The sequence below is a fragment of the Clavibacter sepedonicus genome (genome assembly GCF_000069225.1).
GTDB classification, from domain to species: Bacteria; Actinomycetota; Actinomycetes; order Actinomycetales; family Microbacteriaceae; genus Clavibacter; species Clavibacter sepedonicus.
Genome location: NC_010407.1, coordinates 2,876,078 through 2,901,677, shown reverse-complemented (window position 1 = coordinate 2,901,677; position 25,600 = coordinate 2,876,078). Strand labels below are relative to the sequence as shown.

Here is a 25,600-nt window from a genome sequence, read left to right as displayed (position 1 = left end):
ACGCATGACGAGGTACCAGGTGGACAGCGAGGCCGTCCTGTCGGCCACCGCGGCCGTCCAGGGCAGCATCGGCCGCATCCAGGCGGAGGTGGCGGGCCTGCACGGCCAGCTCGCCGAGCTGCAGGGGTCGTGGTCCGGCAGCGCGGCGACGGCGTTCCAGGGCGTGGTCGCCGAGTGGAAGGGCACGCAGCAGCGCGTCGAGGAGGCGCTGGCGAGCATCAACCAGGCGTTGAGCGCCGCCGCCCGTCAGTACGCGGAGGTGGAGGAGGGCAACGCCCGCATGTTCGCGCACTAGCTGCACCCGTCATCCGGCCTCGCGGTCGGACGACCGGAGCACGACGAAGCGGGCGGCCCCGGTGAGGGACCGCCCGCTTCGTCGTGCTGTCGGTGCTGTTCGTGCTGGTGGGCGGGGCGCTTCCGCCCCGCCCGGTCGGACTAGAAGTCCATGCCACCCGTGGGGTCGCCGGCCGGGGCCGGGTTCTTCTCGGGCTTGTCGGCGACGACGGCCTCGGTCGTGAGGAACAGACCCGCGATGGAGGCGGCGTTCAGCAGAGCCGAGCGCGTGACCTTCACCGGGTCGTTGATCCCCGCGGCGAGCATGTCGACGTACTCACCCGTGGCGGCGTTGAGGCCGTGACCCGAGGGGAGGTTGCGGACGCGCTCGGCCACGACGCCCGGCTCGAGGCCCGCGTTGAGGGCGATCTGCTTGAGCGGAGCGTCGACCGCGACGCGGACGATGTTCGCGCCCGTCGCCTCGTCGCCCTCGAGCTGCAGCTTCTCGAACGCGAGCTTGCCGGCCTGGATGAGGGCGACGCCACCACCGGCGACGATGCCCTCCTCGACGGCGGCCTTCGCGTTGCGGACGGCGTCCTCGATGCGGTGCTTGCGCTCCTTGAGCTCCACCTCGGTCGCGGCGCCGGCCTTGATGACGGCCACGCCGCCGGCCAGCTTCGCGAGGCGCTCCTGGAGCTTCTCGCGGTCGTAGTCGCTGTCCGTGTTGCCGATCTCGTTGCGGATCTGCTGCACGCGGGCCGCGATCTCGGTGGCGTCGCCGCCACCCTCGACGATCGTGGTCTCGTCCTTGGTGATGACGACCTTGCGGGCCGTGCCGAGCAGGTCGAGGGTGACGTTCTCGAGCTTGAGGCCGACCTCCTCGGCGATGACCTGGCCACCGGTGAGGATGGCGATGTCCTGCAGCTGCGCCTTGCGACGGTCGCCGAAGCCGGGGGCCTTGACGGCGACCGACTTGAAGATGCCGCGGATCTTGTTGACGACGAGCGTGGCCAGGGCCTCGCCGTCGACGTCCTCGGCGATGATGAGGAGCTGCTTGCCCGACTGGATGACCTTGTCGACGATCGGCAGCAGATCCTTAATGTTCGAGATCTTCGAGTTGACGATCAGGATGTACGCGTCCTCGAACACGGCCTCCTGGCGCTCCGGGTCGGTGACGAAGTACTGCGACAGGTAGCCCTTGTCGAAGCGCATGCCCTCGGTGAGCTCGAGCTCGGTGCCGAAGGTGTTGGACTCCTCGACGGTGACCACGCCCTCCTTGCCGACCTTGTCGATCGCCTCGGCGATGATGGCGCCGATGGTGGAGTCGCCGGCGGAGATGGACGCGGTGGCGGCGATCTCCTCCTTCGTCTCGATCTCCTTCGCGGCGGCCTTGAGCTCCTCCGTGACGGCCGCGACGGCCTTCTCGATGCCGCGCTTGAGGCTGATGGGGTCGGCGCCCGCGGCGACGTTGCGGAGGCCCTCGCGGACCAGGGCCTGCGCGAGGACGGTCGCGGTGGTCGTGCCGTCACCGGCGACGTCGTCGGTCTTCTTGGCGACCTCCTTGACGAGCTCCGCGCCGATCTTCTCGAACGGGTCGTCGAGCTCGATCTCTTTGGCAATCGACACGCCGTCGTTCGTGATGGTGGGGGCGCCCCACTTCTTCTCCAGGACGACGTTGCGGCCACGCGGGCCGAGGGTCACGCGGACCGCGTCGGCCAGGATGTTCAGGCCGCGCTCGAGGCCGCGGCGGGCTTCTTCGTCAAAAGCGATGATTTTAGCCATGTGTATCTCTCGTCCCTCCCGGACGTCAGGAAAAAGCAGTCGTCTAGCACTCCCCGTGAGGGAGTGCCAGGGACGATTCTGGCACTCGCCCTACGGGAGTGCAAGCGAGCCGCTCACAGGCACGACCCCGGCATGGACAGGACGACGCCGCCCCCCGGACGGGCGGCGGCGTCGTGGTGGGCAGCTCGCTAGGCCAGCGTGACGTTCTCCGCCTGCAGGCCCTTGGAGCCCTGCCCGATCTCGAAGGCGACGCGCTGCCCCTCCTCCAGGACCTTGTAGCCGGACATCTCGATCGCCGAGTAGTGGACGAAGACGTCCTGCTGGGCAGGACCGCCCTCGACGGCGTCCACGGTGATGAACCCGAACCCCTTCTCCCCGTTGAACCACTTCACGGTGCCGTTGGCCATGTGCTTCTCCATGTGCGAATGCGCGGTGTCGGGAGCGCGGTGCCGCCACCCCCGGGTCGACCGCGGAGCCCTGCATCGGCCCCGCGCCACGCCCTCGGGACGTACGGCGCACAGCACCTGGTACGCGGCGGGCGTGCGACCAGGCAGCACGATAGACAGAGCGGACGCTGCGCCGCCGGGTTACTCCACGGGCACGGGCGCGGCGGCCGAATGCCGGGGGCCGATGCGGAGGCGGTTCAGCGCTTGGCTGCGTAGTCCGCGCCGAGCACGGCCGTGAGCTTCGACGCCTGGGCGGCCGGCACGCCCGCCGCCGGTCGGAACTGGTCGGACTGGGCGACCTCGCCCACGCCCAGCTGCGCGACGAGGCCGCGAGCGGCGCCCTCGTCCGCGGCGTCGTAGTAGTAGACGGTCGTGGTGGCGATGTCGGTGGAGCTGGCGTTCAAGCGCGATCCGATCGCCCAGCCGCTCGACTGGAGCATGGTGGCCGCGCGGGCGGACAGACCCGAGGTCCTCGTGCCGTTGAGGACCGTCACGACCATGCCGGGGACGGTGGTGGGAGCGACGGTCGGCTCCTCCGTGGGCGCCGCCTCCTCGGAGGATCCCCCGCTCGGGATGATGTCGGTGAACGAGACGCGGTCGTCGATGACGAAGAGCCCGACGACACCGAGGCCCACGAGCAGGCCGGTCGCGAGCGCCGCCCAGGCGAAGGCGCGGAGGCGGTGGTGGCGCGGTCGGGGCGCGCGATGCGCGCCGACGCGGCTCAGGTCGCCGGGGACCTCGTCGAAGCGGTCGGGAGCGTGGGAGAGCATGCGGGTCTCGTGTTTCCTCGGTGGGGCGCGGGGTCAGCGTGCGGTCGGTCGATGCGGGAGACCGGTGGGCAGGGCGCGGGCCGCGCGCGCGGCGGCGCGCGTCTCGCGGAGGCGCAGGAGGCGCCCCACGAGCAGCGGGTCGTAGGCGAGGGCCTGGCGCGTCTCGAGCAGCGAACCGAGCAGCTGGTAGTAGCGCGTGGCGGAGAGGCCGAAGGTGTGGCGGATGGCCTCCTCCTTCGCCCCGGCATGCCGCGTCCAGTCCCGCTCGAAGTCGAGGACGGCGCGGTCGCGCGCGTCGAGCTCGACGGCGGGATGCGGCCCGGTCGTCGGAGCGGTGGCGGGGCTGGTCTCGCGCTGGTCCACGGCATGCTCCTTCCCCGACATCCACCACATACTAGGTGCGCCTCGCTGAGCACCTGGCGCAGGCCCCCGGAGTGTCCCCGCAGCTCGACGGCAGGGCGGGTGCCGCCTCTCATCCGCTCGCATGCCGGGCCGGATCTTCCCCCGGATGCAGGAATCGACGAGGCCCCGGAGCGGTTGACCATGGAGGCGCGCTGGGATGCCGCCCCTAGGATCGACCAGCGAGAAAGGACCCGCACCATGGCCTACGAGATCGAGAAGACCGACGACGAGTGGCGCCAGGAGCTCTCCCCGGAGGAGTACGCGGTGCTGCGCCAGCAGGCCACCGAGCGCCCCTGGACCGGTGAGCTGCTGGACGAGGAGCGCACCGGCGTCTACGGCTGCAAGGCCTGCGGCGCCGAGCTCTTCACGAGCGACACCAAGTTCGACTCCCACTGCGGGTGGCCGAGCTTCTACGCGCCGAAGGAGAGCGACGCCGTCAAGCTGTACACCGACACGAGCCTCGGCATGAAGCGCGTCGAGGTCGTCTGCGCCCGCTGCGGATCGCACCTCGGGCATGTCTTCGACGACGCGCCGCAGACGCCCACCGGCGACCGGTTCTGCATGAACTCGGTCTCCATGTCGTTCCGCACCGCGGAGTGACCGACGTGCCGCGGCATCGGGCGGGCGGTACCGCCGACCCGTCCGAGCCCGGCACACACGCGCGCGAGCGACCCGTGCTGGAGGCGCTCCGCGGTCGGCGCTCGCGTTCGTCCGTGGGCGCCGCGTCTCCGACGCACGAGGAGCTCGTCCCGCTCGTCGCAGCGACCTCGCGGCTGGCGGACCACGGCGCGCTCCGGCCATGGCGGATCATCGAGATCCGCGGAGGAGCACGTGATCGCCTCGGCGCGGCGATGGACGAGGCCGCGGGCGATCCCGGATCGGGCAAGCACCGCAAGAAGACCCATCGCGCGAGCCTCCTCGTCGCCGTCGTGGTGTGCCGCACCCCGAGCCGCAAGGTGCCGGAGTGGGAGCAGGAGGCGGTCGCCGCCGGTGTCGCGCACGCCCTCACACTCCTGCTCGAGGAGCAGGGCTGGGGCGTGTTCTGGCGCACCGGCAGCCTGACGCGCAGCGAACCCGTGCGACGGATGCACGGCCTGCGCGACGGCGAGGACCTGCTCGGCTGGCTCTACGTCGGCGATGCGGTCGCCGACGACAAGGGACCCCGTCCGACCGTGGACGGCGAGCGGATGATCACCGTCCTCGAGTGAGGCGCGGCGTCGAGAGCCGGCCACGGGACTCGAACCCGTAACCGCCGCATTACAAGTGCGGTGCGCTACCAATTGCGCCAGGCCGGCCGACGGACCTCGCGGACCGTCGACCCATCATACGAGCCGCGCTACGGCGCGGTGGTCGGCGTCTCGCTGGGCGAGGGCGTCGGCGTGGGAGTCGTCGTGGCGTCCTGGCCGGCGGCCTGGAGCACGAACGCGGCGAACGCCTTCGCGTCGTCGGGCTGGCCCGTGTACTGGCGGTCGCCCACCACGATGATCGGCGCGCCCACCACCTTGTCGACGTTCGAGTCGGGGATGTCGCCGTCCAGGACGCGGTCGGTCGCGGCGTTGACCCACGACTGGAACCGCTGGTCGGAGATGCACTTCGCGACGTCGGACGAGCCGGCGCCCGCCTGCCCGGCGAGCTCGACGATGCGGTCGTCGCTGAGGCCCGTGCTCTGCTCGGCCGGCTGCTCGGCGAACAGCGCCGAGTTGAAGGCCCAGAAGTCGTCGGGTGCGGTGTCGGCGACGCACGCGGCCGCGTTGGCCGCTCGCAGCGAGTAGGCCTGCGACTTGCTGGTGAGGATCGCCACCGGGTGGATCTCGACGGTGGCCGCGCCGGACTGGAGCCAGCCTTCCATCTGCGCGCCGTTCGTGTCCTGGAACTCCTTGCACGCGGTGCAGAGGTAGTCGACGTAGACGCGGATGTGGGCGACGCCCGCGGCCTGCGACTCGGTCGGCACGGGATCCTGCTCGGGGTCGAGGGCCTGCGTGGGGGACGCGGCGAGGTCCTTGCCGATGAGGATGCCGTCGCTCGCCATGTTCTGGGGCCCGGGCCCCGCGGGCCGCGCGCCCTGGACGACGATGAGGCCGACTACGACGACCACGGCGACGAGGGCCGCGGCGATGCCGCCGCGGATCGCGTACCGGCCCACGACGTCGCGGCGGCGCTGCTTCATCCGGTTGAGCCGCGCCTTCTCGCGCGCGGCCTCGCGGCGTCGTCGGTGACCGCCGTGCGGTTCGTGCGCGGGCGGCGTGCCGCTCATGGATCCTCGCTCAAGGGATGGGAGTCGGGTGCGGGCGGGCTCCCGGACGACCTCAGGACTCTAGGCGGCCAGTCTGGGAAAGCGGTGACGCGGCGGGCGCGGGTACATCGCCGCAGGAGACGATACAGGCCCGCGACACCCCGTCCTCGGGTGGGGAATAGCCGCCGATCCGCATCATGCCGGGCTTCCCGCCCACAGACCCGCGTGCAATACTCAACGGGTGGTCGTCGTCGCCCACAGCGATGAGCCATATGCATCACATCCATCACCACGGATCGTCGGGCACGTACCTGCCCGTGAAGGAGAACACCGAAATGGCATCAGTAACTTTCGACAAGGCCACGCGCCTCTACCCGGGCTCGACGCGCCCCGCGGTCGACCAGATCGACCTGGAGGTCGCCGACGGCGAGTTCCTCGTCCTCGTCGGCCCCTCCGGCTGCGGCAAGTCGACCACCCTCCGCATGCTCGCGGGCCTCGAGGAGGTCAACGACGGCAACATCTTCATCGGCGACCGCAACGTCACGGACGTCCCGCCGAAGGACCGCGACATCGCGATGGTCTTCCAGAACTACGCGTTGTACCCGCACATGACGGTGGCCGAGAACATGGGCTTCGCGCTCAAGATCGCCGGCGTCGGCAAGGACGAGCGCGCCACCCGCGTCCTCGAGGCAGCCAAGCTGCTCGACCTCGAGCCGTACCTCAGCCGCAAGCCGAAGGCCCTCTCCGGCGGCCAGCGCCAGCGCGTCGCCATGGGCCGCGCCATCGTGCGCCAGCCCCAGGTGTTCCTCATGGACGAGCCGCTGTCGAACCTCGACGCCAAGCTCCGCGTCCAGACCCGCACGCAAATCGCGTCGCTCCAGCGCCGCCTCGGCGTCACCACGGTCTACGTCACGCACGACCAGACCGAGGCGCTCACCATGGGCGACCGCATCGCGGTCCTCAAGGACGGCGTCCTCCAGCAGGTCGGCACGCCGCGCGACCTGTACGAGAAGCCGCAGAACGTCTTCGTCGCCGGCTTCATCGGCTCGCCCGCGATGAACCTCTTCACGGCGAACGTTGTCGACGGCGGCGTGCAGTTCGGCACCGCCGTGGTGCCGGTCGAGCGCGACGTCCTCACCAACGCCACCGGCGGAGCGGTCACCATCGGCGTGGGTCCCGAGGACGTCGTCGTCAGCACCTCGCAGGGCCAGGGCCTCTCGGTCACGGTCGACCTCGTCGAGGAGCTCGGCGCGGACGGCTACCTCTACGGCCACACCGACATCGAGGGCAAGCGCACCGACCTCGTCGCGCGCGTCGACGGCCGCCTGCACCCGAACGCCGGCGACACCGTCTTCATCACGCCGCAGCCCGGCCACCTCCACGCCTTCGACGCCGAGAGCGGCCTCCGCCTCAACGCGCCGGTCGCCGCGGGCTGATCGAGCCGTCCCACCACCGCTGCCGCGGTCCCCTTCGCTCCCCTCGCCGGGAGCGCCGGGGCCGCGGCAGCAGCGTTTCCGGGGTCGGGTAGGGTCGCAGCATGGCCGGATCCCTGAACATCACCGCGGCGACGGTCGACCCCGCGCTCCTCGACCTGCCCTGGCAGCTGCCGCTCGACGAGTGGCCGTCCTCGGCCATCGCGACCCTCCCCAAGGGCATCTCCCGCCACCTCGTGCGCTTCGCGAACCTCTCCGGCTACGTCATCGCCATCAAGGAGACGACGGACGAGATGGCCCGCGGCGAGTACGACATGCTGCGGACGCTGCAGCGGCTCGAGATCCCCTGCGTCGAGCCCGTCGCCGTGATCATGAACCGCACCGACGAGGACGGCGACCCGCTCAAGTCGGTGCTCGTCACCCGGCACCTCAAGTTCTCGCTCCCCTACCGGGCGCTCTTCTCGCAGCAGCTGCGGCCGGACACGGCGACGCGCCTCGTCGACGCCCTGGCCGTCCTGCTCGTGCGGCTCCACATGATCGGCTTCTTCTGGGGTGACGTCTCGCTCTCGAACACGCTCTTCCGCCGGGACGCGGGCGCGTTCGCCGCCTACCTCGTGGACGCGGAGACCGGCAAGCTCTTCAACGGCGGCCTCTCCAACGGCCAGCGCGAGAACGACCTCGAGATCGCCCGTGTCAACATCGCCGGCGAGCTCATGGACCTCGAGGCCGGCGGGCGCATCGAGGAGGGCCTCGACCCGCTCGAGACGAGCACGCGGATCGTCGCGCAGTACCGCACGCTCTGGAAGGAGCTCACCGGCCGCGAGGAGTTCCCCACCTCGGAGCGCTGGCGCATCAACGAGCGCGTCGACCGCCTCAACGACCTCGGCTTCGACATCGAGGAGCTCGCGATCCGGACGACCGCGGAGGGCTCGCAGGTGCGGATCCAGCCCAAGGTCGTCGACGCCGGGCACCACCAGCGCCGACTTCTGCGCCTCACGGGCGTGGACGCGCAGGAGAACCAGGCGCGTCGGCTGCTGAACGACCTCGACTCGTACACCGCGGCGGCCGACAAGCAGGACCTCGACGAGGAGATGGTCGCGCACGAGTGGCTGGCGCGCGTGTTCGAGCCCGTAGTGCGGGCAATCCCCCGGGACCTCCGCGGCAAGCTCGAGCCGGCCGAGGTGTTCCACCAGCTGCTCGAGCACCGCTGGTACATGTCGCAGAAGACGAACCGCGACATCCCGCTCGCCGAGGCCGTGACCGCGTACGTGCAGGACATCCTCCGGCACCGCCGCGACGAGGCGACGGTCATCGACCCGCCGACCGAGTCGATCGGCGTGATCGAGGACGAGTCGGAGGTGCCGATCACCGAGGCCGAGGCCGCGGAGGACTGGCGCACCAAGGTCTGACCGCCGGGCCCCTGCGGCCTCGACGACGAAGGAGCCGGGACCATGGGGTCCCGGCTCCTTTGTGCGTGCGACGTGCTACTTCCGGCGCGCGGCGGCCCGCAGCTTGCCGATCTCGTAGAGCGTGACGCTCGCGGCGATGCCGGCGTTGAGCGACTCGGTGGATGCGCCGATCGGGATGGAGACGATGGTGTCGCAGGTCTCGGTGACGAGGCGAGACAGGCCCTTGCCCTCGGATCCGACGACGACCACGATCGGCCGGTCGGCGAGCGTGAACTCGTGCAGCGACATGTCGCCGCCGCCGTCGAGGCCGACCACGAAGACGCCGCGCTGCTTGAGCGCCTTGAGCGTCTGCGTGAGGTTCGACGCCATGGCGACGGGCGTGCGCGCTGCGGCGCCGGCCGACGTCTTCCACGCGCTGGCGGTGAGGCCGACCGAGCGGCGCTGCGGCACGATCACGCCGTGGCCGCCGAACGCGGCGACCGAGCGGATGATCGCCCCGAGGTTGCGCGGGTCGGTGATGCCGTCGAGCGCGACCATGAGCGGCACCTGGCCGCGCGAGATGGTCTTGTCGAGCAGCTCGATCGCGTCCGCGTACTCGTACGGCGGCACCTTGAGCGCGAGGCCCTGGTGCACGGCGTCGTGGCCGGCGATGCGGTCGAGCTCGGGGCGCATGACCTCGAGCACGGGGATCCCGCGCCCGGTGGCGAGCGACAGCACCTCCTTGACGCGGTCGTCGTACTCGATGCGCGACGCGATGTAGAGCGCGGTCGCGGGGATCTTGGCCCGGAGCGCCTCGACCACCGAGTTGCGGCCGGTGACGACCTCGGACTCGTCCTGCTGCTTCGCGCGGCGGGCGCGCGGGGCGTCGGCGCCGGCGGGGCGGTCAGTCGCGCGGGCGCGGGGCGCCGCGGATCGGGGTGCGGCCGAGCGCTCGGCGCGCTCGTCACGGCCGCGGTTGGCACCCGCGGACGCCGCCTCGTACCGGTCCTTCGCGAGCTTGCGCTTGCCTGCGGGGTGGTACGGCCGGTCCTCGGCCTTGGGCGTGGGCTTCTTGCCCTCGAGGGCCTGCCTGCCCTGCCCTCCGGATCCCTTGAGCGGGCCCTTCTTGGTCTTCCGTACCGCGCCTGAGCGGCTGGGCTTATTCGCCATCGATGCTCCAATGCGACCCGCCAGGCGAGTCCTCTATCGTGATGCCGGCCTCGGCCAGCTCCTGTCTGATGCGGTCGGCGAGGGCGAAGTCCCTGGCCTCCCGCGCGGTCTGTCGCTCGGCGATGCGGTGCTCGACCAGCGCCTGCAGCGCACGGCGCGCGGGCTGGTCGGACGCGGTGCGCCACTCGTCGGCCAGCGGGTCGATCCCGAGCACGGCCACCATCGCGGAGACGTCGGCGCGCAGCGACGCGGCCTCCTGGAGGTCGCCCGCATCGAGGGCGGCGTTGCCCGCGCGCACGGCGTCATGCAGCACGGCGAGGGCCTGCGGCACGCTCAGGTCGTCGTCCATCGCCTCGGCGAACTCGTCGGGCACGGCGGCGGGCGCGCCGTCCGTCGCCGCGGGCTCGGCCTGGAAGCGCGTGCCGGCGAGGCGGCGGGCGCTGCGGTCGAGGAAGGTCTCGATGCGGTCGAGGGCCGCCTCGGCCTCGGCGAGCGCGCCGTCGTGGAACTCGAGGGTCGAGCGGTAGTGCGCGGATCCGAGGAAGTAGCGGACCACGACCGGCCGGGCCGAGGCGAGCAGGTCGGCGGCGAACAGCGAGTTGCCGAGCGACTTGCTCATCTTCTGGCCGGCGACGGCGACGAGCCCGTTGTGCAGCCAGTAGCGCGCGAACGGATCCCCCGCCGCGCGGGACTGCGCGAGCTCGTTCTCATGGTGCGGGAAGCGGAGGTCGAGGCCGCCGCCGTGGATGTCGAACTCGGCGCCGAGGTAGCGCGTGGACATCGCGGAGCACTCGATGTGCCAGCCCGGACGGCCGGCGCCCCACGGCGACGGCCACGACGCGCTCGCGGGCTCACCGGGCTTCGCGCCCTTCCAGAGGGCGAAGTCGCGCACGTCGCGCTTGGCGCGCGGATCCGCGTCGGCGGCGGCCTCCATGTCGGCGGCGCGCTGGCGGGTCAGCTCGCCGTACTCGGGCCAGGACGCGGTGTCGAAGTAGACGTCGCCGGATCCGTCGTCGGCCGGGTACGCGTGCCCGCGCTCGACGAGGCGCCCGATGATGGCCTGCATCTCGCCGATGCTCGCGGTGGCGCGGGGCTCGTAGCTCGGCGGGAGGATCCCGAGGGCCGCGTACGCGCGGGAGAACTCGAGCTCGACGCGGTAGGCGAGCGCCCACCATTCCTCCGTGCCGCCGGCCTCCTGGCCCCGGCGCGCGTTGTCGATCACCTTGTCGTCGATATCCGTCACGTTGCGGACGAGCGTGACGTCGAGCCCGCGGTACGCGAGCCATCGGCGCAGCTGGTCGTACGCGAGCGCGCTCCGGAGGTGTCCGATGTGCGGCGCCGACTGCACGGTGGGACCGCAGACGTAGATGCCGACCCTGCCGTCGACGAGCGGCACGAAGTCCCGGAGGGACTGCGTCCGGGAGTCATGGAGGCGCAGGGTCACAGAGAGATCCTAGTCAGCGCGCATCCGCGCCCCCGCCGGATGACGGGCGGGGACGGCGCCCGACGGCGCCGGCGACGACGCAGTCAGACGCGCTCGACGAGGGCCGTCGCGACCGCCGCGACGCCGTCGCCGCGACCCGTGAAGCCGAGCCCGTCCGTGGTGGTGCCGGCGAGCGAGACGGGCGCGCCCACGGCGGCCGAGAGGATCCGCTCGGCCTCGGCCCGCCGCGGCGACAGCTTGGGGCGGACGGCCATGACCTGCACGGCCACGTTGACGATGCGGTACCCCGCGCCGCGCACGAGCTCCGCCGTCCGCCGCAGGAAGACCTCGCCGTGCGCGCCGTCGAGCTCGGGGTCGTCGGTGCCGAAGACGCCGCCGATGTCCCCGAGGCCCGCGGCGGAGAGGAGCGCGTCGCACATCGCGTGGCTGACCGCGTCGCCGTCGCTGTGTCCGGCGAGACCCGGCTGGCCCGGCCAGTGCAGCCCGGCGAGCCAGAGCGGCTGGGTCGCGTCCGTCGCATGCACGTCGGTGCCGATGCCGGAGCGGAGGCGCGATGCGGCGGATCCGGTGCCCGCATCCCGGGCGACGAGCTCCTCCGCGCGCCGGAGGTCCCACGCGGTGGTGACCTTGAAGGCGAGCGCGTCGCCGGGGATCACGCGGACGCGGCCGCCCGACGCCTGGAACAGGGCGGCGTCGTCCGTGTGCTCAGCGTCGGCGCGGGCGTACGCGGCGTCGAGGGCGGCGCGCGGGAAGCCCTGAGGGGTCTGGACCCCGACCAGGTCGCTGCGGTCGACGGTGCCGAGGCACTCCCCGTCCGGGTCCAGGCGCTTGACCGTGTCGGTGACGGGGAGGCCGGGGACGATGCCTGCACCCTCGGCGCGGACGGCGACGGCCACGGCGGCGAAGAGGGCGGCGGGCGTGAGCGCGCGGGCGGCGTCGTGCACGAGGACCGTGTCGACGGATCCGGCGAGCGCGGCGAGGCCGGCCGCCACCGAGCCCTGCCGGGTGGCTCCCCCGACGACGACCGCGACGGAGCCCCGCGCCACGCCCGCGACGGCGTCCACGACGGCGGTCGTCTCGGCCAGGTGCGTCTCCGGAGCGACGACCACGACGTGCGCCTCCTCCGCCAGGCCGAGGACCGATCCCAGGGAGCGGGCGAGCAGAGTGGCCCCACCGACCTCGACGAGCGCCTTCGGGATCCCGGCCCCGAGCCGCGTGCCGCTGCCCGCGGCCACGACGACGACGCCGAGCCGGGGCCCGTCCTGCGCACCGTCCGCGGGCACGGAGGCGGACGGGACGACGGGGTCGTGGCTCATGCCGTCAGGCTACCGGCGGCGACGTGCGCCCACGGCGGACGGGTCACGAGGCGACGACCTCAGGAGGCGAGGACCTCGTCGAGCAGCGTGGACGCGTGCTCCTCGTCCGTCTTCTCCGCGAGAGCGAGCTCGCCCACGAGGATGCCGCGCGCCTTCTGCAGCATGCTCTTCTCGCCGGCGGACAGGCCGCGGTCCTGGTTGCGGCGCCACAGGTCGCGCACGACCTCGGCCACCTTCAGCACGTCGCCCGACGCGAGCTTCTCGAGGTTCGCCTTGTAGCGCCTCGACCAGTTGGTGGGCTCCTCGGTGAACTCGGCGCGCAGCACCGCGAACACGCTCTCCACGCCCTCGCGCCCGATGACGTCGCGGACACCGACCATGTCGACGTTCTCCGCGGGCACCTCGATCTGCAGGCCGCCCTGGTTGACGTCGAGCTTGAGGTACAGCTTCTCCACGCCCCGGATGACGCGCTTCTTCACCTCGATGATGGTCGCGGCACCGTGATGCGGGTACACGACGGTCTCGCCGACCTCGAAGAGCAATGGGTTCCCCGTTCTGTGGACGTGGTCTCCAGGATACCAGCCGGGTCCCGCGCGCCCTCGGGCGGCCGCGCGCCAGCCGATCCCGTAGGCTGAGCGGGTCAGCTGATCCAGCGCGGACGCCTCCGGACGCCCCGGCGCCGGCCCGCGCGACAACCGGAGGGTCCCGTGAGAGCGCGTACCGCATCGCCCATCGTCCTCGCGGCCCTGATCGCGGTCGGCACGTCGTCGTGCACGTTCATCACGCCCCAGGCCACGCAGATCTCCTACTTCCCGAGTGACGGCTTCGACGCCACGGTCGGCGACATCGAGGTGCGCAACGCGATCCTCCTCACCGAGGGCGGATCGTCGGCCGGCGCGAGCCTCGTGGTGACGCTCGTCAACAACTCCGGCGACAGCCTGCGCGTCGCCTTCCAGCACGAGCTCACCGAGGGCAGCGCGGACCGCGAGACGCGCACCGTCACGGCGGCCCCCGGCCTCACCAAGTTCGGCGCCGAGGACTCCCAGCGCATCACCTTCGACTCGGTCGACCCGACGCCGGGCTCGCTCACCAAGATCTACATCCAGTACGGCGACGCCGAGGGCGTCGAGATGGACGTCCCCGTGCTCAATGGCGACCAGGAGACGTACACGAACCTGGTGCCCGGCGAGACCGGTTCCACCCCGGACACGAAGGTCACCACGACGCCCGGCACCACCGAGGGCGACGAGGGCCTCGAGGACAGCACGAACTAGTCCGCCGGTCGCGCTCGCGGCCTCTCGCGACGAAGGCCGCCCCCCCCAGGGGGACGGGGCCTTTGTCATGCCGGCCGGTCGGCGGCCTACGCCTCGAAGCGGTAGCCCAGCCCGCGGACGGTCACGAGGAGCACGGGGTCGGACGGCTCGCGCTCGATCTTGGAGCGGATCCGCTTGATGTGCACGTCGAGCGTCTTGGTGTCGCCGAAGTAGTCGGACCCCCACACCCGGTCGATGAGCTGGCCGCGCGTGAGGACGCGCCCCGCGTTCCGCAGCAGCAGCTCGAGCAGCTCGAACTCCTTCAGCGGCATCGCGATCTCACGGCCGTCGACCTCGACCGTGTGCCGCTCCACGTCCATGCGCACGGAGCCGACCTCGAGCACGTTGAGCGGCTCGTCGTCGACCTCGACGCGGCGGCGGAGCACCGCGCGGATCCGGGCCAGCAGCTCCCGCGTCGAGTACGGCTTGGTCACGTAGTCGTCGGCGCCCAGCTCGAGGCCCACCACGATGTCCACCTCGGAGTCCTTGGCGGTGAGCATGATGATCGGCACGGCCGAGCGCGTGCGGATCTCCCGGCACACCTCGGTGCCGGGGAGGCCGGGGAGCATGAGGTCGAGAAGGATGAGGTCGGTGCCGTCCTTCTCGAACGCGGCCACCGCGGCGGGGCCGTCCTCGACGACGTCCACCTCGTATCCCTCGCGCTGGAGCAGGAAGGCGAGCGGCTCGCTGAGCGACGCCTCGTCCTCGACGAGCATGATGCGTGTCACGTGGGTTCTCCGATGTCCGTACCGGCGAGCGCCGGGGTCTGCGATGCCTCGGGGAGGCGGATGGTGAAGGTCGAGCCGCGGCCAGGACGGGACCAGACACGTACGTCGCCGCCATGATTCTGCACGACGTGCTTGACGATGCTGAGCCCGAGTCCCGTGCCGCCGGTGTCGCGGGCGCGGGCCTGGTCGACGCGGAAGAAGCGCTCGAAGATCCGGCTCTGCTCGTCCTCCGGGATGCCGATGCCCTGGTCGGCGACCACGACCTCGACGGCGCCGTCGTCGACCATGACGCCGATGCCGACGCGGGATCCGTCGGGCGAGTAGTTCACGGCGTTGCTCAGGAGGTTGGCGACCGCGACCACGAGGAGGGCCTCGTCGCCGTAGACGGTGGAGCGCGACCGCTTGCCCCGGGCGAGCTCGATCCCGCGGAGCTCCGCCCCGAGCCGCACCTGGTCGAGCGCGACGCTGATCACGTGGTCGACGTCGACGGGCTCCGCCTTCTCCAGCGCGTTGGCCGCCTCGAGCCGCGACAGCTCGATGATCTCCTGCGTGATGCGCGCCAGCCGGGCCGACTCCGTGGTGAGCCGGGCCGCGAACCGCCGCACCTGGACGGCGTCGTCGGCGCAGGAGTCGAGCGCCTCCGCGAGGAGCCCGACCGCGCCGATGGGCGTCTTCAGCTCGTGGCTGATGTTCGCCACGAAGTCGCGGCGCACCTGGTCGAGCCGGTGCGACTCGGTGCGGTCCTGCGCGAGGAGCAGGACATAGCGGGTGCCGAGCCGGGCGACGCGGACGTGCATCTGGAACTCCGCAGCGCCGAAGGGCCCGCGTGCGAGCGACACCTCCTCCGCCAGCGGCTCACCGGATCGGCGCACGCGGTCGACCATCGTGACGAGCTCGGGATGCACGAGCGCTTGGTGGAAGACGAGGCCGGAGGAGATGGCGCCGGGCGACGCCTTCATCACGTTGTTGGACGGGTCGAGCACGATGCCCGCCGACTCGAGCGCCTCGAGCACCTCGTCGACGCCGTCGGGGACCACCGGGTTCGTGATCTCGACGGCGCGGTCGCCGCGGTCCGCCGCGTGGTGCAGCAGCCACACGAATCCCGCGCCGACCGCCAATCCGATGAGGAGGCAGACGAGCACCAACGCACCGGTGTCCATGCGCCCACACTAGGAGACGGCATCGGGGTCTCCCGGCCGTCCGACCGCCGCAGAGGCCCCACGGGGCCGCGAATTCAGCTCGTCGGCACCGTGCGTTAACCTCGCATGACCAGAGTCGGAGGACGTGGGCCCGCCACCAGGGCCCGCTCTGCCCGAGAACCACCCCGCCCCTCGCAGCGGGGCGGCCTGAAAGGACGTCCCCCATGCGCGAAGTGTTCCAGCAGGAGCTCCACGAGGTCCAGGAGCGTCTCATCGAGATCTCCGCGCTCGTCGCCATCTCCATCGAGAACGCGACCCGCGCGTTCAACGAGTCGAACGTCAGCCTCGCCGAGACCGTCATCGAGCAGGACCGCCGTATCGACGAGCTCGCCACGAGCCTCGACGAACTGGCGATCAACATCCTCGCCCGCCAGCAGCCCGTCGCGCGCGACCTGCGCATCGTCGTCAGCGCGCTGCGCATCAGCGCGTCGCTCGAGCGGATGGGTGACCTGGCCGAGCACATCGCGCAGCTGTCGCGCTACCGCTTCCCGGACAAGGTGGTCCCGAAGTCGCTGCGCCCGACGTTCCTCGAGCTCGGTCAGCTCGACGTGGCGATCGCCCGCAAGCTCACGGACCTCCTCACGACCGAGGACGCGAAGCTCGCCGAGGAGATCCGCAACGACGACGACCGCATCGACGAGCTGCACCTCAGCGTCTTCGACAAGGTGCTCGGCGAGACCTGGAAGGGCGCGGCCGTGGACACGGTCGACTCCACGCTCGCCAGCCGCTACCACGAGCGCTTCGCCGACCACGCGGTGTCCATCGCGAAGACCGTGCAGTACCTCGCGACCGGCGACTGGGTACAGGCCGACGCCTGATCCCGCGGCGGGCCACGACCCGCAGCGATGACGAGAGCCCGACCGGATGATCCGGTCGGGCTCTCGTCGTCCGTTCGGGCGGGAGGGCTACTTCTTGGAGCCCTGCGCGGCCACGGCCGCAGCGCCTGCGGCGGCGGCCTCCGGGTCGAGGTACTCGCCGCCGGGGACGATCGGGCGGAAGTCCTCGTCGAGGCGGTAGACGAGCGGGATGCCGGTCGGGATGTTGAGCTCCGCGATGTCCGCGTCGGAGATCCCGTCGAGGTGCTTGACGAGCGCACGCAGCGAGTTGCCGTGCGCCGTGACGAGCACGGTGCGGCCGGAGGCGAGGTCGGGCTGGATGTCGGACTCCCAGTACGGCAGCATCCGCTCGATGACGTCCTTGAGACACTCGGTGCGGGGCAGCGTGTCGCCGAGGTCGGCGTAGCGGGGGTCGGCCGACTGCGAGTACTCGTCGTCGTCGGCGATGGGGGGCGGCGGCACGTCGAACGAGCGGCGCCAGGTGGCGAACTGCTCGGGGCCGTACTCGGCGAGGGTCTGGGCCTTGTCCTTGCCCTGCAGCGCGCCGTAGTGGCGCTCGTTGAGGCGCCAGGTGCGCTGGACGGGGATCCACGAGCGGCCGGCGCGCTTGAGCGCGATGTTGGCGGTGTCGATGGCGCGGATGAGGACGGAGGTGTGCAGTACGTCGGGGAGGATGCCGGACTCGGCGAGGAGCTCGCCGGCGCGCTGCCCCTCCGCGACACCCTGCTCGCTCAGCTCGACGTCCACCCATCCGGTGAACAGGTTCTTCTGGTTCCAGTCGCTGTTGCCGTGACGCAACAGCACGAGGGTGCGGGGTTCAGCCATGCGATCAGCCTATCGAGCGATGGGAGACTGATCCCATGCCGGTCCCCGCCTCCCCCGTCGGTTCCGTGACGCGCGGGACGACCAACACGAACCGCCTCCGGCGCGTGGACAGGTGGATCGCGACCCTCGACTCGCTGCGCACCGCGGACGCGCCGCTGGTGGTCGACCTCGGCTACGGCGCGAGCGGGATCACGGCGCTCGAGATGCACCGGCGGCTGCGCGCGACGCGGCCCGACGTGCGCGTCGTGGGCATCGAGATCGAGCCGGGACGCGTCGCCCGCGCCCGCGAGCAGCTCGCCGCGTGGCCCGATGCCTCCGCACGGGAGCGGATCTCCTTCGTCCGCGGCGGGTTCGAGGTGCCGCTGCCCGGCGGCGAGCGCGCCACGGTGATCCGCGCCTTCAACGTGCTGCGGCAGTACGACGAGGCGGACGTGCCCGCGGCGTGGGCGCGCATGGCGGCCCGGCTCGCCCCCGGCGGATCCGTGGTGGAGGGCACGTGCGACGAGATCGGCCGGGTCGCGAGCTGGGTCGACGTGCGCGAGGACGGGCCGCGCAGCCTCACCGTCTCGCTGCGCCTGGCGGGGCTGGAGCTGCCCTCGATCGTCGCCGAGCGGCTGCCGAAGGCGCTCATCCACCGCAACGTCCCCGGCGAGCGCGTGCACGAGGTGCTCGCCCTCCTCGACCGCAGCTGGATCCTCAGCGCGCCGCTCGGCGTCTACGGTCCCCGGCAGCAGTGGCTGGGCGCGGTGCGGCGGATGCGCGACGCGGGCGTGCCCGTCGAGGGCGGGCACGCGCGCTGGCGGCTCGGGGAGCTGACGGTGCCGTGGTCGGCGGTGGCGCCGCAGCCCGACCGGCCCTGAGGCGAGGTCGGGCCGGTCGGGCCGCTCGATCCCGTCGCGTCAGGAGGCGCGGAGGATCCGCGCGACGTTCCACCGGGGTCCGGGGACCGAGATGGTGGCCGCTCCCGGAGGCTGCATGCCCATGGCGGCGTGATCGATGTCCGACATCGCGGACATGCCCGGCATCGCGGGCATCGCGGGCATGCCCGGCATCGCCGCCGCGCCCGGCCGCCCTGACGGCTCGCCCAGCATCGACGGCATGCCCGGCGCCTGCTGCATGATGGCGCCGGAGGGGATCGACCGCGCATCGGACCGCGTCGGCTCGACCGTCCGGCCGCCGGCGCCGCAGGGCACGGTCACGTCGACCGTCGCGAGGTGCGCGTCCTCGTCCATGCCCACGACGCTCACCGACATGCCGTGCCGCAGGTCCGCCTCGTCGCCCGGCACGAGCCGCTGGGCCGTCACCGACGTGTCGCCCGGCCGGACGGCGATGGACGTGGCCTCCGGGTACAGCGGATCGGTGCGCGACAGCTGCACGCCCGACGGCCGGATGTCCCTGTCCGCGTACGGCGAGTCGTCGACGGCCGCGTACTCCTGCCCGTCGACGACGTCCCGGTACTGCACGAACCAGCTCACCGACGGATCCTCCGGGTCCGCCCAGGAGACGATCCGCTGCGCGTCGAAGCCGCTCGACATGGTCTGGATGTCGATGCGCCTGGTGGCTCCGCACGTGGGCACGACGCGGTGCGAGATGAGCCCGAGCCGGTCGAGCGTCCCCGCGGTGAACGGCAGGAACGTGTACGCGTTGCCCATCAGGTCGGCGTCGTTCCCGTACTCCGATCGCGTGCAGGAGGCGGGCATGGCGCGCTCGTCGTAGTCCCACGAGTCGGAGCACCGCACCGACGACGCGTGGAACAGCGACATGTTGTGGCCGAGCTCGTGCGCGAGGGTGGTGGGGAGGTCCTGTCCGATGAACACGAACCCGCCGTCGTTCACGCCCTCGCCCTCCGACCCGTTGGAGAACTGCGCGCATGCGTCGTCGTGCGGCACCATCGCCATGAGGTGCGCGTCCGGTCCGGGGGTGAAGCCCGAGTACCGCTGAGCGAACGCGTTCACCGAGGCGAAGTCGTCGCATCGCACGCCCGGGTCGTCGGGGACCTGCCAGTCGCTGATCGAGGTGGCGTGGACGCGCACGCGGCCGCCGGTCTCGTTCGCGTAGTACGCGTCGACCTTGGCGAGGTTCGACGCGACGTCCTCCCGCGTGTAGTCCGGCGCGACGCCCTGCGGGTCGACGAGGACGACCGTGACCTCCTCCACGGCGACCTGGCCCTTGGGCGCCGCGGCCTCGACGCGGTACGGCGCGGCCGCCGCCTGGGCGGGGGCGGGGGCGGCCATGGCCGCGGCGAGCGCGACCACCGCCAGCGTGCAGATGATCGTGGGTCTCGTGATGCGCATGGTGTCCTGTCGTGTCCGGCGGGGCGTGGAGGGAGGTGCCCGCCGCGCTGTCGGAGGGTCGTCACGACGCACGAGCGGCGCGCGGGGCGTCGGCACGGAGGAGTCCGCGCGGACGGCGTACCTGCGATCGGGGTGATCGGGGTGACCGGGGTGACCGGGGTGACCGGGGTGACCGGGGTGACCGGGGTGACCGGGGTGACCGGGGTGACCGGGGTGACCGGGGTGACCGGGGTGACCGGGGTGACCGGGGTGACCGGGGTGACCGGGGTGACCGGGGTGACCGGGGTGACCGGGGTGACCGGGGTGACCGGGGTGACCGGGGTGACCGGGGTGACCGGGGTGACCGGGGTGACCGGGGTGACCGGGGTGACCGGGGTGACCGGGGTGACCGGGGTGACCGGGGTGACCGGGGTGACCGGGGTGACCGGGGTGACCGGGGTGACCGGGGTGACCGGGGTGACCGGGGTGACCGGGGTGACCGGGGTGACCGGGGTGACCGGGGTGACCGGGGTGACCGGGGTGACCGGGGTGACCGGGGTGACCGGGGTGACCGGGGTGACCGGGGTGACCGGGGTGACCGGGGTGACCGGGGTGACCGGGGTGACCGGGGTGACCGGGGTGACCGGGGTGACCGGGGTGACCGGGGTGACCGGGGTGACCGGGGTGACCGGGGTGACCGGGGTGACCGTACCGTCCGGCGGACGTCCGACTGCCCGTCTGTGCACACCCGCAGCGGCAGCGCGGCTCAGACCTCCGGCAGCGCCCGTCGAGCCGTGTCCGCGTCGATGCCCGACGCGACCTGGAGGTCGACGAGCAGGGGGCGGAGGAGCATCACGAGCATCACCTCGCCGACGGGGGCGCCGGGGATGAGCTCGCGCGGATCCAGCCGCACCGCCACGAGCACGAGGTTCTGCTGGGCGAGGGGCGCGGCCGACGGATCCGCGAGGCTCTGGCCGAGGAGGTTCACGCCGTTCGAGACGGTCGCGAGCAGCTCCGCGAGCATCGGCCGGCGGACCCCGTCGACGACCAGGAAGTCGATGCGCCGCGAGATCACGCGCAGGTTCCGCACCGCGAGGTCCATGCCGTCGAGCACGCGCCGCTGCTCGCGCAGCTCCGGCACGTGGCGGCGGAGGAACGGCGAGATCCGCGCGATGGAGAGGGCCGAGTCGGCCGCGGCGCTCCACGCGTCGATGAGCGGCTGCGTGCGCCGGAGCCGGTCGAGCGCGCGGTCGGCGGCGGTCGCGTCGCCGAGCCGCAGCGCCGTGACGAGCGAGGTGAGCGCGTACGAGCACTCGGAGAACACGCGGCGGGCCTCGCGGAGGGCCTGCCTGCGCGGATCCCGCGGGATGAGCGCGGTGGCGAGCAGCGCCACCGCCCCGCCCACGAGCCCGTCCACGCTGCGCACGAACACCCCGCCCGGCGGCGCGGGCAGGAGGGCGACGAGCACGGCCTGCACCCCGGCGGCGACAGCGAACGCGGCGTTCGACGACAGCAACCGCGCCACGAGCAGCGTCGCCAGGATGATGACGAACAGCTGCCAGGCACCGCGCCCGATGCCGAGCAGGAGCACCTCGCTGAGCGTGATCCCGACGGTCATGCCGATGGCGGTCTCGAGCACCCGGACCGGCCGGGCGTCGCGGACGAAGCCGAGGCTCGTGATGGTGACGGTGGTCGCGAGGAGCGGGGTGTCGTGGCCGAGCACGTGGTGCGCGAAGGCCCAGCCGCCCGTCGCGGCGATGGCGATCTGCAGGGCGGCGGGCGCGGATCCCCACAGGCGCAGGAGCGCGGCGCGCGGATCCGCCCGGTGCCTCAGGGTGCGGGCGGCACGGGCCGAGCGCTCCCGCGCGCGCTCAGCGGCGGACCGCACCGAGCCGAGGGAGGCGGGGGACGTCGGCGGATCGGCCGGCGTCGGTGGGCACGATCACGTCCTGCATGGCCTGCACGCGCACGTCGTCGGCGACGACCTCGAGCTGGAGGGCGGGATCGACGTTGCGGCGCACGACCGCGAGCGCGACCGGGCCGAGCTCGTGGTGCAGCGCGCTTGAGGTGACGGATCCGACGACCTCGCCCGGGGCGCCGTCGTCGGCGGCGGGGAGCCGCACCTCGGATCCGGCGCCGGGCAGCACCGCGTCCGACCCGTCGAGCTGCAGCAGGACGAGGCGGCGCGGCGGTCGGCCGAGGTTGTGCACTTTGGCGACCGTCTCCTGGCCGCGGTAGCAGCCCTTGCTGAGGTGCACGGCGCTCCGCAGCCAGTCGAGCTCGTGCGGGATGGTGCGGTCGTCGACCTCGGTCGCGAAGCGCGGGCGCCACGCGGCGATCCGCAGGGCCTCCGCCGCGAGGACGCCCGCGACCGGAAGGTCGCCGGACGCGGCCCGCGCGGCGACGCCCGGCAGCTCGGAGCGCGGCACGAGGCGCTCGCTCCACGTCCAGCCCTCGCCCGGGTGCGACGCGGCCGCCGCGTACTGGTGGCCGCCGGGGACGACGTGCGCCCACGGATCCCGCCACACGAGCGGCACGCCGGCAGGGGCCGCGACAGGGAGGTCGGGCTCGCCCAGCGTGCCGATGACGGCCATCTCGGCCGTGCGATCCGCGGGCTCGACCCGGAGCATGAAGCGCATCCGCTGCAGGTAGGCGAGCAGGGACGCCGCATCTCCTGCACCCAGCAGGAGCCACGTGCTGACGCCGTCGTCGAGCACACCGACCGCATGCTCGAGGCGGCCGTTCTGGTCGAGGAAGAGCGTCTCGGCGGAGTCGCCGGGCGCGAGGCCGCGGAGCGACTGGCTGGTGATGGAGTCGAGCCAGGTCAGCCGGTCCTCCCCCGTCACGGAGAGGACGGCGCGGTGCGACAGGTCGACTATCGCCGTGCCCGCGGCGAGCGCACGCTGCTCCTGCACGAGGGATCCGAGGTGCGCGGGCACGCCGGCGTCCGGTCCATCCGCGGCGACGGCGCCGGGCAGGTCGAGGAAGGGCGAGCGGGCGACGGCGGGATCCGGCTCAGTCGACATGCGACACCCGCCCGGAGGCGTGCGTGCGCAGCGGCTGGCCGAGCGCCGCGATGTCCCACGCCCAGAGCAGGTCGCGCTCGACGAACCCGTAGAGCCGGGTCGCGCCCGTGTACGACTTCGCTCCCTCGGTGCGCAGGACCGCGTCGGTCGCGAGGTCGATGCGCGCGCTCTTCACCTGTCCCACGTAGAGCTCGCTGACTCCGCCGGGGTGGACGAGCGCGACCTCGACATCGAAGCCGCCGTCCGCGTTGCAGAGCGTCTCGACCTCCTCGGCCGTGGTGAACGGGCGCTCGTCGGTGGGCGGCAGCATCGCCGGGCCCGGGTCGCCGTCGGTGACGCGGCGCCGCAGCCGCCAGTAGCCGGTCTCGGTGACGAACGGCACCGGGCCGTCATCGCCCTCGATCCACGCGTACGAGGAGTAGTTGAGGTGCGGCAGTCCGTCGTGGCTGAAGCTGATGCGCTGGCCGAACTCGCGGCGGACCGTCTCGTCGCCGACGGCGTACTCGACGACGCCGGAGCCCTCCCAGACGCCGAGGAGCCAAGACAGGGGGACGAGCTCGGCGGGCAGGCCGGTCGGGATCTCGATCATGCGGCGCGCGGTCAGCGCTGGCCGCGGAAGAGGTTGTAGACCACGACGAGCGACACCCAGCCGATGGAGAGGCTCGCCAGGACCAGCAGTCCGGTGAAGAAGAGTTCCAGAGCAAGCAGCGACGACATGGCCTCAATCTACCCCACGGGCGGGCCGATCCGGCCGGCCGGTCTACGCGGCGACGGGCACCAGGAGCACGACGGCCGTGGCGACCGCGAGCACGAGCACGGCGCCGACGACGCTGCCGACGGCGCGGTCGACGAAGCCGGTCTTGCGGGGCAGCGCCAGCTGGATCACGAAGGTCGCGATGACGCATACGGCGAGCACGAGCGGGAACCACCGTGGTGCCGCGTCGGGGCCGACCGCGATCGCCACCACGACCGCGCCGACGGCGGCGGCCAGCCAGACGGGGACGAGGCTGCGCAGGGGGGAGGTCACCCCGCAATCCTGCCCCACGTATCATGGGGGCAATTCATCCATGGAGGATCCCTGTGGCCCAGCTGTTGATCCTGACCTCGTCCGCGGACACCGACGTGCTCCCGGCGCTCGGGCTCCTCAGCCACCGAACGCGGCACATCCAGGCCGATGCCGCGAGCCTGGTGAACGCCCCCGCGGCCGACCTCGTCCTGGTCGACGCCCGTCGCGACCTCGCCAGCGCCAAGTCGCTCTGCAAGATCCTCACCACCACGGGCGGCGGCACGCCGCTCATCCTCGTGCTCACCGAGGGCGGCCTCACGGCGGTGAGCGCCGACTGGGGCGCGACCGACGTGATCCTCGACTCGGCCGGCCCCGCCGAGGTCGACGCGCGCGTGCGCCTCGTCATCGGCCGCGCGGCCCTCGAGCACACGGGCAGCAAGATCCAGGCGTCCGGCGTGGTCATCGACGAGGCCAGCTACTCCGCCAAGGTGCACGGCAAGCCGCTCGACCTCACGTTCAAGGAGTTCGAGCTGCTGCGCTTCTTCGCGAGCCACCCGTCGCGGGTCTTCACGCGCGAGCAGCTGCTCAGCGAGGTGTGGGGCTACGACTACTTCGGCGGCACCCGCACGGTCGACGTGCACGTGCGGCGCCTGCGGGCCAAGCTCGGCGACCTCGAGTCGCTCATCGGCACCGTGCGCAACGTCGGCTACCGCTTCAACGTGTACGAGGAGGACAGTGAGCGCGTTCCCGCCCCCGCCGGAGCCTGACGCTCCGCGCGTCGCCCATGTCGAGCCCGCCCCCGACGCCGTCCGCGGGATCCTCGCGCTCGCCGACCGCGCACGCGCGGACGACGGCGTCGCCCCCTTCAACGAGCAGACCCGCCTCACGCTCGGCGCGGACGGCGGCCCGACCCTCCTCCTCGCCCACGGCACGGACGACGACCCGCTCGGCGCGGCCGTGGTCGCGCACGGCGATGCCGGGATCGAGGCCGAGCTCGTCGTGGATCCGGCCCACCGCCGCCGGGGCGTCGGCCGCGCGCTCCTCGACGCCGTGCTCGCGGAGGCCGCGGGCTCCCCCGTCTCGGTGTGGGCGCACGGCGACCACCCCGCGGCCCGCGCCCTCGCCGACGCGACCGGCCTCGACCGGGCCCGCGAGCTCCTGCAGCTGCGCGCGTCGGTCGCCGAGGCGCGCACGGGCCTCGGCGAACGCCAGATGCCCGCGGGCGTCGCGCTCTCCTCCTTCACCGCAGACGACGCCGACGACTGGGTCGCGCTGAACGCGCGCGCCTTCGCCAGCCACCCCGAGCAGGGCCGCATGACCCGCGGCGACCTCGACGACCGCGTCGCCGAGGCGTGGTTCGACCCGGCATCGCTGCTCCTCGCCCGTGACGCGGACGGCCGGCTCGCCGGCTTCCACTGGCTCAAGGTCGATGGCGGCCAGGCGGAGGTGTACGTGCTGGGCGTGGATCCCGACCGGGCCGCCCGCGGACTCGGATCCGCGCTCCTCGCGGCCGGCCTCGACCTGCTCGCCGAGCGCGGCCACGACGAGGTCGACCTCTACGTCGAGGCGGACAACACCCCGGCGCTCGCGCTGTACCGACGGGCCGCCTTCCGCGACGCCGCGGTCGACGTCCAGTACCGCCGCGCCTGATCCCCGCGCCTCCCCCGGCGCTGCCCCGATGCGGTTCACCCTGCGTTCACCTGGCGGAGGCCGGAGCGCGCACCGCGATGCCATGAT

At 72.6% G+C, this 25,600-nt stretch carries 27 protein-coding genes and 1 tRNA gene; 10 read left to right on the top strand and 18 right to left on the bottom strand.

Annotated elements, in window-relative coordinates:
- The first annotated feature begins 4 nt into the window (after positions 1 to 4).
- Positions 5 to 295, top strand: a complete 291-nt coding sequence (locus CMS_RS13590; protein WP_012299995.1) for a WXG100 family type VII secretion target — start codon at positions 5 to 7, stop codon at positions 293 to 295.
- A gap of 140 nt (positions 296 to 435) precedes the next feature.
- Here CMS_RS13590 and groL read toward each other — a convergent pair whose 3' ends face one another.
- From groL to CMS_RS13570, 4 genes are all read right to left on the bottom strand, one after another.
- Positions 436 to 2,055, bottom strand: a complete 1,620-nt coding sequence (gene groL / locus CMS_RS13585) for a chaperonin GroEL (RefSeq protein WP_012039166.1) — start codon at positions 2,053 to 2,055, stop codon at positions 436 to 438.
- A gap of 188 nt (positions 2,056 to 2,243) precedes the next feature.
- Positions 2,244 to 2,462, bottom strand: coding sequence for a cold-shock protein (locus tag CMS_RS13580; RefSeq protein ID WP_012039167.1), 219 nt, complete (start codon positions 2,460 to 2,462; stop codon positions 2,244 to 2,246).
- Between the two features lie 236 nt (positions 2,463 to 2,698).
- Positions 2,699 to 3,271, bottom strand: coding sequence for a LytR C-terminal domain-containing protein (locus tag CMS_RS13575; protein ID WP_012299994.1), 573 nt, complete (start codon positions 3,269 to 3,271; stop codon positions 2,699 to 2,701).
- Between the two features lie 33 nt (positions 3,272 to 3,304).
- Positions 3,305 to 3,634 (bottom strand): DUF3263 domain-containing protein, encoded by a 330-nt coding sequence (locus tag CMS_RS13570; protein WP_012299993.1) that lies wholly within the window; start codon positions 3,632 to 3,634, stop codon positions 3,305 to 3,307.
- A gap of 237 nt (positions 3,635 to 3,871) precedes the next feature.
- Here CMS_RS13570 and msrB point away from each other — a divergent pair, with 237 nt between their 5' ends.
- Positions 3,872 to 4,273: a peptide-methionine (R)-S-oxide reductase MsrB gene (msrB, locus tag CMS_RS13565; RefSeq protein ID WP_012039170.1), complete on the top strand. Its 402-nt coding sequence runs from the start codon at positions 3,872 to 3,874 to the stop codon at positions 4,271 to 4,273.
- A gap of 5 nt (positions 4,274 to 4,278) precedes the next feature.
- Positions 4,279 to 4,881 (top strand): nitroreductase family protein, encoded by a 603-nt coding sequence (locus CMS_RS13560; protein ID WP_086935967.1) that lies wholly within the window; start codon positions 4,279 to 4,281, stop codon positions 4,879 to 4,881.
- A 14-nt stretch (positions 4,882 to 4,895) separates the two neighbouring features.
- On the opposite strand, the gene CMS_RS13555 is transcribed toward CMS_RS13560, so the two are convergent.
- Both CMS_RS13555 and CMS_RS13550 read right to left on the bottom strand, forming a co-directional pair.
- A tRNA-Thr gene (locus CMS_RS13555) sits at positions 4,896 to 4,968 on the bottom strand.
- A gap of 41 nt (positions 4,969 to 5,009) precedes the next feature.
- The gene (locus CMS_RS13550; RefSeq protein WP_012299990.1) at positions 5,010 to 5,927 is read right to left on the bottom strand and encodes a DsbA family protein; all 918 of its coding nucleotides are present in this window, start codon (positions 5,925 to 5,927) and stop codon (positions 5,010 to 5,012) included.
- Positions 5,928 to 6,241: 314 nt separating this feature from the next.
- Between CMS_RS13550 and CMS_RS13545 the strand changes: the two genes are divergently transcribed.
- Positions 6,242 to 7,342: an ABC transporter ATP-binding protein gene (locus tag CMS_RS13545; protein ID WP_041465076.1), complete on the top strand. Its 1,101-nt coding sequence runs from the start codon at positions 6,242 to 6,244 to the stop codon at positions 7,340 to 7,342.
- Positions 7,343 to 7,443: 101 nt separating this feature from the next.
- Entirely contained in the window at positions 7,444 to 8,748 is a 1,305-nt protein-coding gene (locus CMS_RS13540) for a DUF4032 domain-containing protein (RefSeq protein WP_012299988.1), read from the top strand.
- 75 nt (positions 8,749 to 8,823) lie between these two features.
- On the opposite strand, the gene rlmB is transcribed toward CMS_RS13540, so the two are convergent.
- From rlmB to CMS_RS13520, 4 genes are all read right to left on the bottom strand, one after another.
- Positions 8,824 to 9,897: a 23S rRNA (guanosine(2251)-2'-O)-methyltransferase RlmB gene (rlmB, locus tag CMS_RS13535; RefSeq protein WP_012299987.1), complete on the bottom strand. Its 1,074-nt coding sequence runs from the start codon at positions 9,895 to 9,897 to the stop codon at positions 8,824 to 8,826.
- Positions 9,887 to 11,341, bottom strand: coding sequence for a cysteine--tRNA ligase (cysS, locus tag CMS_RS13530; protein ID WP_012299986.1), 1,455 nt, complete (start codon positions 11,339 to 11,341; stop codon positions 9,887 to 9,889). The genes rlmB and cysS overlap by 11 nt, the downstream gene beginning before the upstream one ends.
- A gap of 83 nt (positions 11,342 to 11,424) precedes the next feature.
- Positions 11,425 to 12,657 (bottom strand): bifunctional 2-C-methyl-D-erythritol 4-phosphate cytidylyltransferase/2-C-methyl-D-erythritol 2,4-cyclodiphosphate synthase, encoded by a 1,233-nt coding sequence (locus tag CMS_RS13525; protein WP_012299985.1) that lies wholly within the window; start codon positions 12,655 to 12,657, stop codon positions 11,425 to 11,427.
- 59 nt (positions 12,658 to 12,716) lie between these two features.
- A complete protein-coding gene (locus CMS_RS13520; RefSeq protein WP_012299984.1) occupies positions 12,717 to 13,199 on the bottom strand; it encodes a CarD family transcriptional regulator in 483 nt (160 codons plus the stop codon).
- Positions 13,200 to 13,364: 165 nt separating this feature from the next.
- On the opposite strand from CMS_RS13520, the gene CMS_RS13515 reads away from it, so the two are divergent.
- Positions 13,365 to 13,931, top strand: coding sequence for a hypothetical protein (locus CMS_RS13515; protein WP_012299983.1), 567 nt, complete (start codon positions 13,365 to 13,367; stop codon positions 13,929 to 13,931).
- Positions 13,932 to 14,017: 86 nt separating this feature from the next.
- On the opposite strand, the gene CMS_RS13510 is transcribed toward CMS_RS13515, so the two are convergent.
- Positions 14,018 to 14,698 (bottom strand): response regulator transcription factor, encoded by a 681-nt coding sequence (locus tag CMS_RS13510; RefSeq protein WP_012299982.1) that lies wholly within the window; start codon positions 14,696 to 14,698, stop codon positions 14,018 to 14,020.
- Positions 14,695 to 15,858 (bottom strand): sensor histidine kinase, encoded by a 1,164-nt coding sequence (locus CMS_RS13505; RefSeq protein WP_041464716.1) that lies wholly within the window; start codon positions 15,856 to 15,858, stop codon positions 14,695 to 14,697. Before CMS_RS13505 ends, CMS_RS13510 begins: the two co-directional genes overlap by 4 nt.
- 203 nt (positions 15,859 to 16,061) lie before the next feature.
- On the opposite strand from CMS_RS13505, the gene phoU reads away from it, so the two are divergent.
- Positions 16,062 to 16,715 carry a phosphate signaling complex protein PhoU gene (gene phoU, locus CMS_RS13500; protein ID WP_015491088.1) on the top strand — a complete coding sequence of 218 codons (654 nt, stop codon included), beginning with the start codon at positions 16,062 to 16,064 and terminating at the stop codon, positions 16,713 to 16,715.
- An 87-nt stretch (positions 16,716 to 16,802) separates the two neighbouring features.
- Here phoU and CMS_RS13495 read toward each other — a convergent pair whose 3' ends face one another.
- Positions 16,803 to 17,558, bottom strand: a complete 756-nt coding sequence (locus tag CMS_RS13495) for a phosphoglyceromutase (protein ID WP_012299979.1) — start codon at positions 17,556 to 17,558, stop codon at positions 16,803 to 16,805.
- Between the two features lie 35 nt (positions 17,559 to 17,593).
- Here CMS_RS13495 and CMS_RS13490 point away from each other — a divergent pair, with 35 nt between their 5' ends.
- Positions 17,594 to 18,418 carry a class I SAM-dependent methyltransferase gene (locus CMS_RS13490; RefSeq protein WP_012299978.1) on the top strand — a complete coding sequence of 275 codons (825 nt, stop codon included), beginning with the start codon at positions 17,594 to 17,596 and terminating at the stop codon, positions 18,416 to 18,418.
- A gap of 39 nt (positions 18,419 to 18,457) precedes the next feature.
- Here the strand turns inward: CMS_RS13490 and CMS_RS13485 are convergent, their stop codons facing one another.
- The 5 genes from CMS_RS13485 to CMS_RS13460 all read right to left on the bottom strand — a co-directional run bounded on the left by CMS_RS13485 (position 18,458) and on the right by CMS_RS13460 (position 23,884).
- Positions 18,458 to 19,852, bottom strand: a complete 1,395-nt coding sequence (locus CMS_RS13485; protein WP_012299977.1) for a zinc metalloprotease — start codon at positions 19,850 to 19,852, stop codon at positions 18,458 to 18,460.
- Positions 19,853 to 20,597: 745 nt separating this feature from the next.
- The gene (locus CMS_RS17525) at positions 20,598 to 21,719 is read right to left on the bottom strand and encodes an FUSC family protein (protein ID WP_012299976.1); all 1,122 of its coding nucleotides are present in this window, start codon (positions 21,717 to 21,719) and stop codon (positions 20,598 to 20,600) included.
- The gene (gene ygfZ, locus CMS_RS13475; RefSeq protein ID WP_012299975.1) at positions 21,703 to 22,857 is read right to left on the bottom strand and encodes a CAF17-like 4Fe-4S cluster assembly/insertion protein YgfZ; all 1,155 of its coding nucleotides are present in this window, start codon (positions 22,855 to 22,857) and stop codon (positions 21,703 to 21,705) included. Before ygfZ ends, CMS_RS17525 begins: the two co-directional genes overlap by 17 nt.
- Positions 22,847 to 23,446 (bottom strand): FABP family protein, encoded by a 600-nt coding sequence (locus CMS_RS13470; protein ID WP_012299974.1) that lies wholly within the window; start codon positions 23,444 to 23,446, stop codon positions 22,847 to 22,849. Before CMS_RS13470 ends, ygfZ begins: the two co-directional genes overlap by 11 nt.
- A 171-nt stretch (positions 23,447 to 23,617) precedes the next feature.
- A complete protein-coding gene (locus CMS_RS13460) occupies positions 23,618 to 23,884 on the bottom strand; it encodes a hypothetical protein (RefSeq protein WP_012299973.1) in 267 nt (88 codons plus the stop codon).
- Between the two features lie 53 nt (positions 23,885 to 23,937).
- Here CMS_RS13460 and CMS_RS13455 point away from each other — a divergent pair, with 53 nt between their 5' ends.
- Positions 23,938 to 24,630 carry a response regulator transcription factor gene (locus CMS_RS13455; RefSeq protein WP_012299972.1) on the top strand — a complete coding sequence of 231 codons (693 nt, stop codon included), beginning with the start codon at positions 23,938 to 23,940 and terminating at the stop codon, positions 24,628 to 24,630.
- Positions 24,599 to 25,513, top strand: a complete 915-nt coding sequence (gene mshD, locus CMS_RS13450) for a mycothiol synthase (RefSeq protein WP_012299971.1) — start codon at positions 24,599 to 24,601, stop codon at positions 25,511 to 25,513. Before CMS_RS13455 ends, mshD begins: the two co-directional genes overlap by 32 nt.
- The last annotated feature ends 87 nt before the right edge of the window (positions 25,514 to 25,600 follow it).

Excerpts from the sequence above, each read along its gene's own strand:
- CMS_RS13590 (WP_012299995.1), top strand. The coding sequence starts at position 5 with ATGACGAGGTACCAGGTGGACAGCGAGGCCGTCCTGTCGGCCACCGCG.
- groL (WP_012039166.1), bottom strand. The coding sequence starts at position 2,055 with ATGGCTAAAATCATCGCTTTTGACGAAGAAGCCCGCCGCGGCCTCGAG.
- CMS_RS13580 (WP_012039167.1), bottom strand. The coding sequence starts at position 2,462 with ATGGCCAACGGCACCGTGAAGTGGTTCAACGGGGAGAAGGGGTTCGGG.
- CMS_RS13575 (WP_012299994.1), bottom strand. The coding sequence starts at position 3,271 with ATGCTCTCCCACGCTCCCGACCGCTTCGACGAGGTCCCCGGCGACCTG.
- msrB (WP_012039170.1), top strand. The coding sequence starts at position 3,872 with ATGGCCTACGAGATCGAGAAGACCGACGACGAGTGGCGCCAGGAGCTC.
- CMS_RS13550 (WP_012299990.1), bottom strand. The coding sequence starts at position 5,927 with ATGAGCGGCACGCCGCCCGCGCACGAACCGCACGGCGGTCACCGACGA.
- CMS_RS13545 (WP_041465076.1), top strand. The coding sequence starts at position 6,242 with ATGGCATCAGTAACTTTCGACAAGGCCACGCGCCTCTACCCGGGCTCG.
- CMS_RS13540 (WP_012299988.1), top strand. The coding sequence starts at position 7,444 with ATGGCCGGATCCCTGAACATCACCGCGGCGACGGTCGACCCCGCGCTC.
- rlmB (WP_012299987.1), bottom strand. The coding sequence starts at position 9,897 with ATGGCGAATAAGCCCAGCCGCTCAGGCGCGGTACGGAAGACCAAGAAG.
- CMS_RS13525 (WP_012299985.1), bottom strand. The coding sequence starts at position 12,657 with ATGAGCCACGACCCCGTCGTCCCGTCCGCCTCCGTGCCCGCGGACGGT.
- CMS_RS13505 (WP_041464716.1), bottom strand. The coding sequence starts at position 15,858 with ATGGACACCGGTGCGTTGGTGCTCGTCTGCCTCCTCATCGGATTGGCG.
- phoU (WP_015491088.1), top strand. The coding sequence starts at position 16,062 with ATGCGCGAAGTGTTCCAGCAGGAGCTCCACGAGGTCCAGGAGCGTCTC.
- CMS_RS13495 (WP_012299979.1), bottom strand. The coding sequence starts at position 17,558 with ATGGCTGAACCCCGCACCCTCGTGCTGTTGCGTCACGGCAACAGCGAC.
- CMS_RS13490 (WP_012299978.1), top strand. The coding sequence starts at position 17,594 with ATGCCGGTCCCCGCCTCCCCCGTCGGTTCCGTGACGCGCGGGACGACC.
- CMS_RS13485 (WP_012299977.1), bottom strand. The coding sequence starts at position 19,852 with ATGCGCATCACGAGACCCACGATCATCTGCACGCTGGCGGTGGTCGCG.
- ygfZ (WP_012299975.1), bottom strand. The coding sequence starts at position 22,857 with ATGTCGACTGAGCCGGATCCCGCCGTCGCCCGCTCGCCCTTCCTCGAC.
- CMS_RS13470 (WP_012299974.1), bottom strand. The coding sequence starts at position 23,446 with ATGATCGAGATCCCGACCGGCCTGCCCGCCGAGCTCGTCCCCCTGTCT.